The 14,846-nt window shown below is 58.9% G+C and carries 18 protein-coding genes; 11 read left to right on the top strand and 7 right to left on the bottom strand.

The window, feature by feature from the left end; translation table 11 throughout:
• Positions 1-48: 48 nt before the first annotated feature.
• A complete protein-coding gene (locus tag AWB76_RS41400; RefSeq protein WP_157696329.1) occupies positions 49-216 on the bottom strand; it encodes a hypothetical protein in 168 nt (55 codons plus the stop codon).
• A gap of 161 nt (positions 217-377) precedes the next feature.
• Here AWB76_RS41400 and AWB76_RS37775 point away from each other — a divergent pair, with 161 nt between their 5' ends.
• A complete protein-coding gene (locus AWB76_RS37775; protein WP_061165183.1) occupies positions 378-581 on the top strand; it encodes a hypothetical protein in 204 nt (67 codons plus the stop codon).
• A gap of 79 nt (positions 582-660) precedes the next feature.
• Positions 661-1,941 (top strand): MFS transporter, encoded by a 1,281-nt coding sequence (locus tag AWB76_RS37770; RefSeq protein WP_063936449.1) that lies wholly within the window; start codon positions 661-663, stop codon positions 1,939-1,941.
• Positions 1,942-2,256: 315 nt separating this feature from the next.
• On the opposite strand, the gene AWB76_RS39940 is transcribed toward AWB76_RS37770, so the two are convergent.
• Positions 2,257-2,787, bottom strand: a complete 531-nt coding sequence (locus tag AWB76_RS39940) for an FCD domain-containing protein (protein WP_244173690.1) — start codon at positions 2,785-2,787, stop codon at positions 2,257-2,259.
• 441 nt (positions 2,788-3,228) lie between these two features.
• Between AWB76_RS39940 and AWB76_RS37750 the strand changes: the two genes are divergently transcribed.
• Both AWB76_RS37750 and AWB76_RS37745 read left to right on the top strand, forming a co-directional pair.
• The gene (locus AWB76_RS37750; protein ID WP_061165178.1) at positions 3,229-3,498 is read left to right on the top strand and encodes a CopG family ribbon-helix-helix protein; all 270 of its coding nucleotides are present in this window, start codon (positions 3,229-3,231) and stop codon (positions 3,496-3,498) included.
• Positions 3,495-3,818 (top strand): type II toxin-antitoxin system RelE/ParE family toxin, encoded by a 324-nt coding sequence (locus AWB76_RS37745; RefSeq protein ID WP_061165177.1) that lies wholly within the window; start codon positions 3,495-3,497, stop codon positions 3,816-3,818. The genes AWB76_RS37750 and AWB76_RS37745 overlap by 4 nt, the downstream gene beginning before the upstream one ends.
• A gap of 700 nt (positions 3,819-4,518) precedes the next feature.
• Here AWB76_RS37745 and AWB76_RS37735 read toward each other — a convergent pair.
• Positions 4,519-4,713 (bottom strand): CsbD family protein, encoded by a 195-nt coding sequence (locus AWB76_RS37735; protein ID WP_061165175.1) that lies wholly within the window; start codon positions 4,711-4,713, stop codon positions 4,519-4,521.
• Between the two features lie 390 nt (positions 4,714-5,103).
• Here AWB76_RS37735 and AWB76_RS37730 point away from each other — a divergent pair, with 390 nt between their 5' ends.
• The 5 genes from AWB76_RS37730 (at position 5,104) to AWB76_RS37710 (ending at position 7,459) form a co-directional block, all read left to right on the top strand.
• Positions 5,104-5,496: a hypothetical protein gene (locus tag AWB76_RS37730; RefSeq protein ID WP_157696327.1), complete on the top strand. Its 393-nt coding sequence runs from the start codon at positions 5,104-5,106 to the stop codon at positions 5,494-5,496.
• 151 nt (positions 5,497-5,647) lie between these two features.
• Positions 5,648-6,145 (top strand): hypothetical protein, encoded by a 498-nt coding sequence (locus tag AWB76_RS37725; RefSeq protein WP_061165173.1) that lies wholly within the window; start codon positions 5,648-5,650, stop codon positions 6,143-6,145.
• Positions 6,146-6,308: 163 nt separating this feature from the next.
• Positions 6,309-6,530 (top strand): DUF3717 domain-containing protein, encoded by a 222-nt coding sequence (locus AWB76_RS37720; RefSeq protein WP_061165172.1) that lies wholly within the window; start codon positions 6,309-6,311, stop codon positions 6,528-6,530.
• A 20-nt stretch (positions 6,531-6,550) separates the two neighbouring features.
• A complete protein-coding gene (locus tag AWB76_RS37715; protein ID WP_061165171.1) occupies positions 6,551-7,054 on the top strand; it encodes a hypothetical protein in 504 nt (167 codons plus the stop codon).
• Positions 7,055-7,231: 177 nt separating this feature from the next.
• A complete protein-coding gene (locus AWB76_RS37710) occupies positions 7,232-7,459 on the top strand; it encodes a hypothetical protein (RefSeq protein WP_061165170.1) in 228 nt (75 codons plus the stop codon).
• A gap of 112 nt (positions 7,460-7,571) precedes the next feature.
• Here the strand turns inward: AWB76_RS37710 and flgM are convergent, their stop codons facing one another.
• The 3 genes from flgM to istA all read right to left on the bottom strand — a co-directional run bounded on the left by flgM (position 7,572) and on the right by istA (position 10,667).
• Positions 7,572-7,883 (bottom strand): flagellar biosynthesis anti-sigma factor FlgM, encoded by a 312-nt coding sequence (gene flgM / locus AWB76_RS37705; protein ID WP_063936450.1) that lies wholly within the window; start codon positions 7,881-7,883, stop codon positions 7,572-7,574.
• Between the two features lie 364 nt (positions 7,884-8,247).
• Entirely contained in the window at positions 8,248-9,018 is a 771-nt protein-coding gene (gene istB, locus AWB76_RS37700) for an IS21-like element helper ATPase IstB (RefSeq protein WP_061165168.1), read from the bottom strand.
• Positions 9,015-10,667: an IS21 family transposase gene (gene istA / locus AWB76_RS37695; RefSeq protein ID WP_061165167.1), complete on the bottom strand. Its 1,653-nt coding sequence runs from the start codon at positions 10,665-10,667 to the stop codon at positions 9,015-9,017. Before istA ends, istB begins: the two co-directional genes overlap by 4 nt.
• A gap of 205 nt (positions 10,668-10,872) precedes the next feature.
• On the opposite strand from istA, the gene AWB76_RS37690 reads away from it, so the two are divergent.
• The gene (locus AWB76_RS37690; RefSeq protein ID WP_061165166.1) at positions 10,873-11,892 is read left to right on the top strand and encodes an IS110 family RNA-guided transposase; all 1,020 of its coding nucleotides are present in this window, start codon (positions 10,873-10,875) and stop codon (positions 11,890-11,892) included.
• A gap of 1,147 nt (positions 11,893-13,039) precedes the next feature.
• Entirely contained in the window at positions 13,040-14,095 is a 1,056-nt protein-coding gene (locus AWB76_RS37685) for an alpha/beta fold hydrolase (RefSeq protein ID WP_082864631.1), read from the top strand.
• 108 nt (positions 14,096-14,203) lie between these two features.
• On the opposite strand, the gene AWB76_RS37680 is transcribed toward AWB76_RS37685, so the two are convergent.
• Complete coding sequence (locus AWB76_RS37680; RefSeq protein ID WP_061165165.1) at positions 14,204-14,530, bottom strand: H-NS family nucleoid-associated regulatory protein; 327 nt, start codon at positions 14,528-14,530, stop codon at positions 14,204-14,206.
• Between the last annotated feature and the right edge of the window lie 316 nt (positions 14,531-14,846).

Raw genomic sequence — 14,846 nt, 5'->3', positions numbered from 1 at the left:
TCGGCGAGCGCTTCACCTCCGCCATCAGTTGAGATTTTTTAATCGACCTCAGCACACAAGATTTCTGACACGTCCGATGGTACTGGTGCCGTATTGACACCCCATGCTCAAGGCTTGCAGCAACGGCGCGAAAATCAGCATGATTGGCGCGAAGACGCCGATCGTGGCGTAGTCTGGTGCGTCAGCGATGATTGGCGAGCCGATGGACATCGCCATGCCCTATTCCTCAATGAAGAGATGATCGGTCCGAAGACGAAAACCAGGTTGATCGGCGATATAAGCTGCAAAGCGACGCATTTGCGCAATCCGGCTCCTCGGCATTCGGTTCGACCAGCTTTGCAGCGCCCGTCTGCCACACGAAAACAGGTATCGTCATCATGGCGATCGACAACATCACCGCGATGTTGCCTGTCGAGTGCAGTGCGATTCTCAGTGAACACATTCTTCCGTATGTTTGCTCTTTCCTGCTCGCGGGTGGAATGTACGACGCTTGCCCTTTTCAACGCCTGGTCGCCGCGTTTCATGCGGCTTGCGGCAGCCTCGAGATGGATTCTGCGAAGCTAACCGTAACTCTCGACTAAATCTCGACCGTTATCGTCTGTTCGCCCTTAGTGACGCCGGTGCGTGAGCGCACCGCATTTGACGAAACGGAGATACTGTATGTCGGAGCTTGTCAATGCAACTCTCGGACCCGAAACGAAACGTAGTCTATACCGGGGTGCTATTGCAGGTGCCATTGGTAACGCGATGGAGTGGTACGACTTCACGGTGTACGGCTTCTTTGCGGCTACCATCGGTGCGCTGTTCTTTCCTGCACAAAACCATTTCATGTCACTGTTGGCGTCGTTCGCTGCGTTCGCGGTGGGCTTTGTCGTGCGCCCGTTCGGCGCGCTGATATTCGGGCATATCGGCGACAAATTCGGCCGACGTGCGGCGCTGTGGACTTCCGTCGTCTGCATGGCCGTACCGACATTCATGATGGGCGCGCTGCCGACCTATGCGCAGATCGGCGTGTTTGCGCCGGTGCTGCTCGTATTGTTGCGTTTACTGCAGGGTCTCGCGGTTGCCGGTGAGATGGGCACATCCGTCACTTTCCTCGTCGAGCAGGCTGGCGGACGTCGGCGCGGCATCGTTGGCAGTGCGGCGATGATGAGCGCAGCGGGCGGAACGCTGGCCGGCTCCGCTGTCGGTGCTCTGCTCACGACCGTATTGAGCAGCGAATCGATCCACGCGTGGGGTTGGCGCATCCCTTTCCTGATCGGTCTCGGCATCAGCGCGATCGCGTTGTACCTCCGGCGCACGATTTCCGACAACGCGGCGCCCGCGAAGAAATCATTTTCGCCGTGGCGTGAGTCATTGACCACGCAATGGCGCATGATGCTGCGACTGATCGGCATGAATGCAGTCGGATCGATCGGCTTTTACCTGTGCTTTGTGTTTTCGACGACCTATTTGCGGCAGACGGTGCATATGCCCGCATCGATCTCGCTCGACATCAATACGCTGGCTGTGGCGATTCAGATGGGCATGTTCCCGATAGCAGCCGCGCTCTCGGACAAGGTCGGACGGAGGCCGGTTCTGCTGGCTGCTGCGACGGCGCTGTTGGTGCTCGCGCTGCCACTTTTCTGGTTGATGCATCACCTCAATCCGATATTCGCCGCAGCGGGTCAATGCTTGTTCGCGGCGCTCATCGGCTGCTTCGTCGGCGTCGCGCCGACCTACATGGCCGAAATGCTACCCCGAAACCTGCGATGTACGACACTTTCGCTCGCGTACAACGTTGGCTTTGGCGTCCTCGGCGGACTGACACCGTTGGCGGCGCTGTGGTTCATGCACCTCGATGCCAACCCCCTATCGGCCGCTTATCTGTTAATGGCGGCTGCCGTCGTCTCGCTGCTTATCGTTGTGCGCTTGCCGGAAACGGCCCATGTCGAAACCTGATCGAGATACTGACCACGCATGCACGGGCATAACCAGTTCTTCCATTGGCGATTGCAGAAGACGATCAACCGGGTGCGCAGCATGTCGTCCCAGTGTGACCCTGGTTGCACTGCAACTGGCATGAAATACGTGCCGACGAACAAAGTGCGCTGAATTTGCAGTGCTTTCGCCAGTCGCGCGCATAAGGATTGGAGCGCAGTGCCATTTCGTATTCATCTTCCGACACCAGAAAGATGTCGATCGTTAGCCTGTCTGGACCGACGGCCACGTGAAGCCTTATCTCGACATGCGTCCTGTGCACATACACACGGACAGTTACACCGAGGACGGCGCCGGCGGGGCTGGAGACCGGCGCTCGCGCGCCCACAACTCCATTCCCGTGCGGGCGACGGCGATTGCCGCAATGCAGGGCGACGCTATCGAACACAGATGCTGGGCGCACCGCATGTCATCATCTCGCGAGCACATCGCTGCTGAAGAAAAGGGCAGCCACGCGCAGTGACGCCTCAGGCAGTCATTCGAAACGATCGAGCGCTGACCTGAACAGCGGTTTCCACGCAAAATGTGGCGGCTGATCAGCGCGCCGATTTTTTCGACTTCGCCGTTTTCGGCGAAGGCCACCATCTGATAGTGCTCTTCCACGGATTCCTTCTGCCGTTTGAGACCTTCAGACGAACGATTCCGTAAAGCCGCATGTCGTCGCGCAGTTGCATGACCATCTTCGTCAGCAACGGATTGCCGACCTGGCTCACCATCGCCTTGTTTAAACGAGCGGTCGCTCGCAATGTAGGCGACGACGTCGCCGGCTTCGACTGCCTGCGCGACTTCATCCGCAAGACAAATCATCGACTCGCGATTTTTCGGACCCTGATGAGCCAGCATTTCAAGTGCATAGCCCTGACGCAAAGCCTTGCCAGGGCGGAATCGCCCTAGCCCGGAATCTGCACGGAATCAATGATAGTCCCGGAAGGAGGCACTCCTTCGCGCAACAAAAACCGACCACTGATCAATTCTTTCGAATATCTGTATTCGGATGGATAATACGAATTATCACCGTTGACAGCCGTTAGGAGGGCACCGACTTAACAAAAAAGGCATTATCAAACGATCGTTCGATAATGAGTTGGCCGAGCTGACTAAGTTTCCCCGGGGAAACCAAATTTGGTCGGTTTCACCGGTGAAACTGGCCGGTCGCACCGACGCACACGTCGCACGCTGTACCGACAGCGCCTCCGGAGGCTCCTATTGATTTACAATAAAGTCTATTAGGAAACGTCGGAGTCATACGTGGCCATCGAAACTAGAACATTGACGGCACAGGTGCCAGTCGAACTCGCTAAGGAAGTGGACGCGTTGTCGGAGCTTCTTGAACGGCCCCGCCAGTGGATCATCAAGAAGGCGCTGGTGCAGTTTCTTGCGCGTGAGGCAGAGACCCGACGCCTGATTCAGGAGGGTCTGGAAGACGTCACCGCGGGCCGTCTGCTCTCAATGGAGCAAGCTCGTGCCTGGGCCAATAGCCTGGGCACGGACAACGAATTGCCGGTACAGAAGGCGTGAGCGTCAAAGTCCTCGCAACCAGCAAAGCGATGTCCGATTTAAGCGTAATCGCGGTGCATGTGAAGAAATACAACGACGCGGCTACCGCGCGCAAGGTCGTCAACGCGCTGCTCGACGAGGCGGAGCGCTTGGGTCAAGACCATTTTCATCGTATCGCGGAAGAACTGGACGGCTACGATGGACCCCCGGCGCGAGAAGTGCATCGGTGGGTGTGCCTTGCTGGACACTACGAGCTTCACTATGAGGTTCTGCCCGCCTATGCGGAAGAACCCACCGCTATTGCGATTCTTCGCGTCTGGGACACTCGACAAGACCGCTAAGACTGTCCCCTTTGCGGTGCACCTAACATTCGCGGTCCGGACCTTGCCCTGCCCTCGGAGCTCATCGCTTTCGACCGATCTGCGTTGCTTCCGTGTGGCGCTTCCTAACCAACGTAAATCCTAACGAAGGCTCGGAAGTTGGGGAGACCGTTCGTCGAAGGGTTTTGGCGGGAGCGCGAGGCCGGTTGAGTCATCGTCGATCTTCGCGACTCTGCTGAGCAAGTCGGCTACCGCGGAGAACTGATGGTGCATAAGGTGACGGCTACGCAAGAGGTGCTCAAGCCGCCTGCGCCAATAGGAAAGCGGCAGAGCCGAATTTGGCTCCTGCAAGACCGCTTCAATGGCAAGTCGTATGTGGGAGATATCGGCGTCGATCATGCGGAGCTCGAAGGCCCCCAGGAGGTTAGTGTCACAGGTGTCCATGCCTCCATAACGGCATGGATGCGCGACTGCTGAAGCGCGACTCAAATCGATGGGATCGCCAAATTCGCGGAACGCCGGCCGCCGTTCAGATATTAATTTTCCAAACGTATCGATTTACACTTCTTCGGACGCGCACAGCCCCGCCGAGTGGGGTAATCGCGCAGCCAAGGCCCCGCACTTGGCTGTCGCCGAACTTTCGTGTCTGAAAAACGAAGGCGCCGGGGAGTTCCCGGCGCTTTGTTAGGCTTTTGAGTTTGCAACCTCGCATGCAGTACGGTTATGGTTTAGACGTGTCGTCTGCCGCATCTTTCAGGTCCTCCTTGGCGTCGCCCAGCTCTTTGCGCGCCTCGCCTGCGACCTGTTGTGCATCGCCCTTTGCTTCCTGCGCCGGATCGTCCGTCATTTTGCCGACGCCCTCGTTGATTTTGCCCTTGACCTTCTCGCCGACCCCTTTCACCTGATCTTCATTCATGGCCTGTCTCCCGGTTAGCCTGCAGCGCGCAGACACTTAAGGCAGCGCAAAGGTTGTGCCGAGCGGGCGAGCCTCGTCCGTTAAAGCGCAGCCCGATAGGAGCGTGAGAAGTAATCGCGCTGGAGCAGCGCGGACAGGGCGAAGAAAACAGAGTGTGGTCGGACACTTCGTCGGAGGCCTGTGTCGCGTCCGAGCCGCGCGTGCCTCCTTTCCATATCCGTCTGATGACACGCGGCGCAGGCCACCAACAAAAAAGAGCAGTACCCACGGACGAAAACGAAAGAATTCGTCTTGCGTGCCGTTAAACATCGATAGAGTTGGTGAGGGCTCCCTTTCATACGAAAGCACACCCCTATCCCGCAACGGCAACTAAAGAGGAAATGAAAGCCCGTGTTGAAGCAAAGAGTAAATGTTTTTATCGCTGGCGAAGCCTTATTGGCCGCCAAGAAGGAAGTGGTCAATCGCTGTGTAGAAAAAGCTCAGTCCGACGGCTCGAGCGTGGCTGCGGCTGAGAAAAGTGGGGCGAGGGTGTTTTTAGCCTTCGCCAGAACGTGCTACGGTTTTTCCGAGGCGACCACGGCCCAATACCTGCGCGTCTATCAGCGCTTCGTCAGCTCCCGGCATCGGTCCGAGATGGAGGCGCTTTTCAATGCGGGGGAACTCGCGGTTCTCGCTGCGTACTCGGACGACGAACTGACGGAGATCGTGTCGGCGAAGGCAGCAAACCCCAGTCTTACTCGCGACGGAATCAAACAGCTACTGAAGACCCGCCGAGCAGCTTGAAGGGGCACTTCGATACTGACGTTACGAAAAGCGATCAACCACAAGCGCGCCCGCCGGGCGTCAAGTAATGATTTCGCAGTCTGCCTCCATGGCGTACGTCCTGGCTGACGTCCGGGGGCGACGCTCTACTACTTTCTTATAAGAGGGATATATGTCCAAACTCGATGGCGCAATTGTTTACGTCGAACTAGAACGCGCCGAAACTGGCCGCGTCGAAATTTACTCGCGCGAAGCGACGAAGGGAGAGGCGCTGCGGATGTTTGGATCCGCGAGCAACGACAGGCGAGCAATCGAGGACGATCTTGCCTCGCGCGTCGCAGCGGAGGTCAAGGGCGACCTGCTCTGCGCAGGCTACTTCTTCGTCGAGGGCGGCAAAGACGCGCACGAGGATGTGGCGTTCCCGATTGTGCACGCGGTCGCTGCTATCAGCGAGCATTTCGGCGTCGACGCCGAGACGTTGGAGCGCGCGCTAGAGCCCGCGAACGTGGCGGCGCTCAGCGCCGCGAGAGACGCGGAACTGGCTTCGTTCCTTAACGACCATCCGGAAATGTTAGCCGGCGCCGAAGCAATCCGCGAAAAGCATGGAAACGTGCAGGCTGCGTTGGCTGCGGAATTGGCCATCGAGTTGCAAGGCGAAGTAATGCACTAGCACCGTGCCGCCAACGCTCAAGGCCTAATGAGCGTTGGGTGACGCCCGCGCGTCCGGCCATTGGCCACTCGCCCGACAAACCATCACCGCCGCCGATCGCTGACAAAGCGAGGGGCGACGAAGAGTATCATCCGCGTTTGACCGAGCAACGGCAGCCAGCAGGATGAACGAGTACACGATCACTGATATTGAGAACGCCATTAACTATTGGCGATCCCGCCAAGCGGCGACGGATGACTTCGCCGTCTGCCCAAGAGCAAGGGTACTGGCCGACGTGTATGGACCGATGATCTATCATCAACGAGAGCGCGTCGACGCGAGAAATCTGACGGCGGAACAAAACGAAGCGATAGGTCTTGCGCTCGCCCAGAAGGAACTCTTCTAATCCCAACGGGAGGGGCGAATATGTCGAACGATGATAAAGCTTTGGTATGGGTCGACGCGGAGGCCGGAGGCGGTCGCGTCGAGATCTACTCGCGCGAGGTGTCAAAGGCGGACGCGGTCCGCATGTTTGCGTCAGCCAGCCGCGACACGCGTGCGTTCGAGGAAGACCTCGCCGACTGGGTTGCAACGGAGATAATCGGCGACGTTCTGTACGCGGGCTACTTCTGCCCTAAGGGCAAAGGCTTAGACGAGGAAAAGCAAGTGTCTTTCGCGCTCGTACATGCGTGCGAGGCAATCAGCAGGCATTTCTGCATTGACGCGGGAATCCTCGAACGCGCATTGCGGCCTGAGAACCTGGCGGAGTTAGCCGCCGCACGCGATGCAGAAATCGCATCTCTGCTCCAAGATCTTCCCGAACTTACGAAAGACGCCGAGGCCGTGCGAGAAAAGCATGCGTCGGTGCAAGCGGCTCTTGCCGACGAGCTTGCGAAGGCGATCGCTGCCGGCAAAATTACGTCCCACTGAGCATCCAAAACGCGTCAGGCGCTGCCTTGACAATACTGTCGCGTCGGTACCCTGGGTAGTGAGCCGAGTATCCTGCTCGGCCGCTACCGATGGAGAAATTGGATGGCTTTTCGTATCGACCCCTAGTCCATAGCGTTCCTAGAAACCCGCCGTGGCATCAACGCGACCGCGACGATCGTGTCTGATGAAGGCGTCAAAATTGGCGACGTCGACGATATAGCGGAGAAAATCGTCGCAGATGTCTCGTTCGTTTCGGCGGCCGCCCGTTCGGCGTTTGTTGAAGAGGCGCGGCTTGAAAACCCGGTAGTTCTCGGTCGCACCGACCACAACGACGATATGTTCGCATCCGAGTACGCACGAGCGCTTCTTGCGGAAGCGGAAAAAATCCTTTTGTCGCGCCTGTGACGGTGATGCACCTCGGTCACGTCGGCACCGGGCCCAATAGACCGGCCCCGCCTTTCCATCGCGTGACCGCAACGGGTCACACGTCGGTCCCGAAGGATACCGACTTATTTCTCTACTCTCGTGGCGCCTTTCGCATCAGATCGCGCGCCATGCCGAGAATGCCATCGGCGATGTTGCTCGAATTCATGCTGTAGCTACCGTCACGCAACGCGGCTTTGATTGAAGCTACCGTGTCCATATCGATATCCGTTGCGCTGGACGCGCGCAACGCAGAGGTCAACGAAAGCGTCACCGCTGAGCTGTCCGCCGCAGCGGCTTGTGTCTGGGGGGCAGTGCCGGCGGCGTAGTCAGCGCCAATGGCGGACGTCCGGCGAACATTAATTTCACGCAACGTATCTGCGCTGGCTTTCGTCTGGATAAGCATGGTGTCGTTCCTCGCTGGCATGTGTCTTCTAACGGTGCCTCCGTTGAAACCTTTACCAACGCAGCGACCGAGCGGGAGCACCACAAACCCTGTAATCGGCGGAAAGCCTTGACCTGCGCAGCTTTCCGCGACATGCAACAAATTGAAACAAAGTGTGAGAATCCGCCCTTAGGTGGTCCCTTCGAACATTGCGCCGGATACGGATTCGCCTTGATCCTATCTCCCTGCTGATCCACGAATGTGATGTCGACAACCGGCGGACTCTCGAGATTCCGTCCCGGCCCTACCCCCGGACGGGCAGTTCAAATTCCTCCACTTATGGGCGCGTAAATTCCCCCACCCCGTAATGCAGGACATCGTCGTTTTAGCCTTCTTTCGTTTTCTGCGCAAGCGCCTCGGCAGCTTCCTTGAGCCTGTAGCTGCGACCATTGAATTCGAGGAGGTGGCAATGATGCATAAGGCGGTCAAGGATCGTGGTGCTCATCGTGTTGTCGCCAAGATAGGCGCCCCAGTCCTGTACGACGCGATTGGAGGTGACCACCACGCTTCGACGCAACTTGTAGCGCTGATGGATCAGGGTCTGCAATAGTGCGCCGGCGTCGTCGGGGATCGTACGTGAGAGGAACAGGTCGTCGAGCACGAGCAGGTCGCAATCGAGAATGGCACGCAGCCGCGCCTGCCGTTGTTCCTGAGTACTCAGCGCATAACGGTTGAAGAAGTCATCGGTCTCGAGATACTGCACCTTGTGCCCGTGGAGGACGGCCTGATATGCGACGGCCTTCGCCACGTGCGACTTGCCGGTGCCAGGCTTGCCGACAATTAAACCGTTTTCGCCAGCGGCGATGAACTTCAGTGCGTGTAGCTGGAAGCAGGCTTGGCGAGGCAGCTTTGGATTGAACGACCAGTCGAATTCCGTCAGGGTAAGCCTCTCCTCGAGACCCGATTGTTGGTAGCGACGCTCGATGAGGCACGACTGTCGCCGGTCGAGTTCGTCCTGCAGAATCAGCGCGAAGGTCTCCAGAAATGGTTGCTGGCTCCCTTGGGCCTGCAGCACGCGTGTCTCGAGCGTGTCGCGTACGCCTGACAGACGCAATAGCCTTAGCGCGCGTTCGATGTCCGGTAAGGTGGTGGTCATACGGTTTCTCCCGTCGTGGAGGATCGAGATGTGGCGCTGTGCTGCGCGCCGGCGTCGAAGAGCTCGCTGTATTCGGTTGCGGGCCGGATCAACGGGTGCTCCTGGGTGAGCGGCAAGGCGAGCTGCGGCGCCCGATCGAGGCGCTCAAGTGCCTGTTCGAACAGCCGTTCGACAACGGTGCGCACCTGCCGGTAGCGATACAGGTGATGATGCAGCGCGTGGTCGCAGGCTTGCTCGACGAGCCAGGCGGGATACTTCTTCGCCAGCGCGACGATGCCCCACATGCCGCGATGTCCGACGCGTCCTTCGGCGTCGAACAGATGCTGGCAAAGTGCCTTCGTTCGTTGGCCGATGTCGCCGGCGCTAGCGAGCGCCAGGCTCGTCTGGCGCGACGGATTGAACGGTCGCTCGCTCTCGGGCAATTCGAGTGAACCGGGCTGCGTGTGGCGTGGATGGGTGCGCAGCAACTCCTGAGTGCGCCGGTCGCGGATCTCAATCGTGGTGTCGTAGATGCGCACGCTGACGAGGCTGCCGATGGGCGCAGGGCGCGCCGCATAGTTGCTGCGCTCGATACTTACTGTGGTGTCGTCCCAGACGGTGCGTACGACTTCGGTGAAGTAGCGGAACGCGGTGGCCGGCAGCGGCCGCAGATGTGGCTTCTCCTCCTGGAACATAGCTTCGACCTGCCGCCGGGCTCTGCCGTGGATGCGCCTGGCTGCCCAGTTCTCCTCCCAATGCATAAGGAATTCGTTTTGAGCTTCGAGTGATTCGAAACGCCGGCCGGTGAGCGCGGTGTTCTGCGTGTGTTGGATCGCGTTCTCTACCGTGCCCTTTCGATTCGGGTCTCGTACGCGAGCCGGGTCGGCCACGACGCCGTAATGCTCAAGCATCGCCGCATAGAGCCGGTTGAGCTCCGGCTCATATAGATCGGGGGTGATGACACCTTCCCGGAGGTTATCGAGGACGACGTAACTCACGCTGCCACCGAAGTACCGGAAGGCGTCCTCGTGTAGTTGTGCCCAAACCTGCTTGCTCGACTTCCAGACCACTTGCCGGAAGCTGCGCCGCGAATAGCGTAGCGTCATGACGAACAAGCGCGGGCGCCGATACCGGCCCGTCCTCGGATCACGCGTCGGCGCGCCCTCACCATAATCGACTTGAGCTTCCTCAGCCGGAGCAAACTCGAGGCGGTCAAACTGCTCGGGATCGACGTGCCGGAGGGCGCGCACAAAGCGTTTGACGCTGTCGTAGCTCGCAGTAAAGCCGAACTGGTCGACCAGATCCTGGTAAATCGCTTGGGCATTGCGCTTCAAGCGTATCTGCTGCTCAATCCACTCGCGATAGGGTTCGCTGGCGGAACGGGCGAAATTGAACGGTTTGACCGGTGCGACGATCCGAGAAGCCGGCGGGCGCGAAAGTGGAGGAGTTTGTGGTGGAGGAGTTTGCGCGCCCACCGGCTCCGCCATGTCGGTGGGCGCGGCGGTGGAGGAATTTGCCTCGTCCGAGACTCGCTGCGATTCAAAGATCGACTGATAGCGGCGGATCGTCTTGCGGTCGATCCCCGTGACCTCGTGGATCTTGCGCTGACTTGCCCCGCGTTCGAGCAGCGTGAATATCGTGGCTTGGAGATGCTGTTTCAAGACGTTCACCTCTTAATCTCCTTCATGCCTGAAGGAGAAGAAAATAAACGTCCTGCTACGTCGCTACCGGCTACTCAACCGGGCGCGCGGGGTGGAATGATATGAACGGCCCCGCCCAGAGGTGCAAGTGGAGTGGATCCTCACGGGCCGACGGCATCAGAGTGCCCAGATTGGAAGATCATGAGATCTTCACAGGCAACCCGGAGGATGCAAAGTGAACTATACGACCGTCGGCGTGGACATCGCCAAGAACGTGATGCAGATGCATTGGATCGATCCCGACACCGGTGAGGTTGTCAACAGATCGATCAAGCGCACAGCGTTTCTCGAGCATTTCGTGAACCGCACACCCTGCCTGATCGGGATGGAGGCGTGTGGCGGCGCTCAACACTGGGCTCGCGCTCTCACTAAAATGGGGCACCAAGTCAAACTGATGCCCGCAAAGTTCGTCAAGGCATTCAACATCGGTAACAAGAACGATCCCGCAGATACGCGAGCGATCTGGATGGCAGCGCAGATGCCGCGTAAATCCGTAGCCGTCAAAACTGAGGGCCAGCAAGCGGTCCTCGCCATGCATCGCATGCGGCAGCAACTGGTGAAATTCCGAACGATGCAGATAAACAGCCTGCGTGGACTCCTAACCGAATATGGCGAAGTGATGGGCAAGGCTCGCAGCGCGCTGAACAAGGCAATACCGGATGTTTTGGCCAGGTTGTCGGAGCGGCTGCCGGCTATGCTGATCGATACGCTCCGCGAACAGTGGAAAGGCCTAACCAAGCTCGACGAGCAGATCGTTGAAATCGAACGACGGCTGCAGACTTGGATGAAGGAAGACAAGGCATCCCGGGCGATAGCTCAAATACCCGGCGTTGGTCTGTTGAGCGCGACCGCAGCTGTCGCAACGATGGGTGATCCCGGGTCGTTCAAGTCGGGCCGTGAGTTTGCCGCGTGGCTCGGTCTGGTACCCGGACAAACAGGAACCGGCGGAAAAGTTCAGCTGCTGGGTATAAGCAAGCGTGGCGACACCTATTTGAGAACGTTGCTGATCCATGGTGCGCGTAGCGTTCTATGCAATACCAAACAGCCTGGAATATGGCTCGAGCAGCTGAAGAAGCGGCGGCCACTGAAGGTCGCGGCAGTCGCACTCGCCAACAAGATGGCACGAATCATCTGGGCCATACTTGCGCACGATCGACCTTACAGCAAAGATCACGTGAGCATTAAGCCGGCTTGAGGCTTCGTTGTCTTTAACAAACTCTCTGATACAGGATAGCCCCCGTCAAAAGTTGCGTTGGCAATCAAGTGTAATGACTGAACAGGTAAGACCGGGACTCGTGAAACCTGGAAATTCCAACGAGCTTCGAGCTCTTCCCTGGAATGAGGCACGAGTCAGCGGATTTCATGGGGACCCGCAGCGGCGGTATGGGCTGCAACAAGGTCGCATATAGAGCTGCAACCTATCCTGCTCGTCAAAACATGAGAAAACCTGGCGCAAAAGGGGCCGTTCATATAGAGGAATTTGAAGTGCCCATCCCCTGAGGAATTTGGGTGCCCGCCGGGGCCCTACCCGTAGAACGCAATGAAACTGTAACCATTCGCAGAACGGCAGGATGCGGGAAAGCGGTTCGCACCGACCCAGTTGCGGCCGGAAAAGCGACTATTTCGAAAAGAGAAGTCATCGCAATGGCGAAGTCTGCATGCGCATCTGCAACCGTAGCCATGCTTGGGCAGCTCGTCGCAATCCTGACCTGTGGCTGTCCAGCGGACACCATTGGCGCTTGACGACCCATTTCTGCCTCTCAACGCTCAAGCGCTTCGTCGTCTCCGATTGGGGTACAGCGGTCATTCGCCGAGTCGACTTTGCAGGACATAGCTAGCCAAAGCATCCGATTGCCCGCACCCAACGGCACGATGGACGCCGGGAACTGGCGATCGGCACGGCGACGCTCAGGTGCATGTAAGTAACCGTAGCTGTTTGCGCTGGCAAGATCGCCGCTGGCCCAGAGTCGAACCCAGCGGCTAGTTGCATTGCGAGGTCACTGACGCTTCGAAGCATCCTTCTTCAGCTTCTTCGCCTCCTTTTTTTCCTTCGGCGTTCTGGTGGCGACTTTCTTTTCCGTCTTTTTGGCGTCATGGGCCTTGCTCATGATGGACTCCCTTTTGTTGGAGTCTCAGAGTATACGACGCGGCACAGCTTTTCGCGGCGCCCTGCCGCTGTACCGATGCCAGTCCCGGCATGGTCGTTGCGCAAAAACCGGGGACACGATACTGGGAACGCTAATCCGCGCAGACCAGATCATCGAGCACTTACAGGCTGCGGCAGCGAGCTCATCTTCTCCCGAAGCGGATCGGCTCCCGCCATCGCCACTACTGGAGAAGTCATGGGCCGCGCTTTGAACAAAGTTCCTGTACCCGCCAAAACAATCGGAGCACTCGCGGCTGCCGCAACCGCCGCCGCGGTCGGTGCACTGTGGGTTCGACATCGTGCCCGCAAAGCGGAGCGCGATAATCCGCCAGTCGGCCGGTTTGTCAAAGTCGACGGTGTGCCGCTTCATTATGTCGACAAGGGCGAAGGGCCCGCGGTCGTGCTTTTGCATGGAAATGCCGTGCTGCTGCAAGACTTCATCGCCAGCGGGTTGATCGACCGGTTAGCTGAGCGGCACCGCGTGATCGCGTTTGACCGCCCGGGCTTCGGATTCAGCGGGCGGCCACGCGACCGGCTGTGGACCGCACAGGCCCAAGCTGCGGTGATACAACAGGCACTCACACAGGTCGGCGTAAAGCGACCGGTCGTACTCGGACATTCCTGGGGCACCCTGGTCGCACTGAACATGGCGGCCGGCGACGCCGCAGACCTGCGCGGCCTCGTGTTGGTCTCCGGTTATTATTATCCGACCGTCCGCGCTGATGTAGCGCTAGCTGCGCCGGCAGCGCTTCCCATCCTCGGTGACGTCCTGCGGTACACCGTTTCGCCGTTGAGCGGCCGCCTCCTGTTCAGGCGCACGGTGCAAATCATGTTCGCCCCGGCGCCAGTTCCAGACGACTTCTTCGAATCCGTCGCTCGTGAAATGGTGCTCCGTCCAGTGCAGATCAGAGCCGAGGCTGAGGATGCGGCGTTCATGATCCCGGCCGCCGCACAGTTAAGTGCCCGTTATTCGGACCTCAAGATGCCGGTCAGCATCTTTGCGGGAGCGGATGACAAGGTCATCGACCCCGAAGCAAATTCGGTCCGGCTGCATCGGGCGATCCCTCAAAGCACGCTCCTCGTAGCGCCCGGGGCCGGCCACATGGTGCACTACGCGATCTCCGCTAGAATCGCCGATACCATTGAGGGCATGAGCGCATGGCCGGATGGGGGCCTCAGCGATAGCGATGCCGCCGTCGGCGAGACGTCGGGGACAGCTGAAAGTCCGCCGGTCACGCCGGCGCAGGCATAGGTTGCAATCGCGCTCCTTGACCGTTTTTTCTTCTTGCTTCTAATTGACGAACGAGGCGAGGCAACGCTGAAACGACGGCCAACGCAAAACCGGGCGGCAGGCTATTGCCTAGCGGTGGTTTGACCGCGCGAGGGCGCTTCCGGCAAAAGGGTCGTTTTTCCAGTCCGCACCAGACTGCGTTGCCGGTTGGGTCGGTGCTGTCGACGGAAGCTCGAAGTGCCCGATGGACTGTCCCGCGCTGATGGCCAGTTTCAGCCATTGAGGCGTTTCACCTTGGCCGCTCCAGGTATCACCGCTCGCACTTCCATAGCGATCCATGTCCGATCCCGCAGGCCCGATCGCCAGGAAGGAAGCGAGGTCATCCGGGCTGATGCCAAAGCCATCCATGCGGTGGCGGAGATACGCAATCATGCTGTCCCGTTTCCGTTCGTCCATAAGGCCTTCCTGTGAAGTAGTTGCCAGCGCTTCTCTCACCCATCAGGGGCCGCGAGGTGCAGTGTGAAAGGGGCGACATAAATCTCGCCAGACAGAAGTCATCCGCGCAGGGCGTGACAAGTCCCCGTTATGGCGCCCAAGCTACCTTCGATCGCAACTGCTCCGTAATCGCGCTTTACAGGCCCCGAACAGCGGTCGCGTAGGACTTCGCAGCTTCCTTCAGTTGCCCGGCCGCGTCCTGGACGCGCGTCGGCAGCTCGCTGAGTGCGAGCAGGGTGTCCACACCATCCAGCCGCCTGCGAAGCTCGGTCACGAG

The sequence above is a fragment of the Caballeronia temeraria genome, from assembly GCF_001544795.2.
Classification (GTDB): Bacteria; Pseudomonadota; Gammaproteobacteria; order Burkholderiales; family Burkholderiaceae; genus Caballeronia; species Caballeronia temeraria.
The sequence above is the reverse complement of the archived record's forward strand: the minus strand, read 5'-3'. Positions and strand labels throughout refer to the sequence as shown.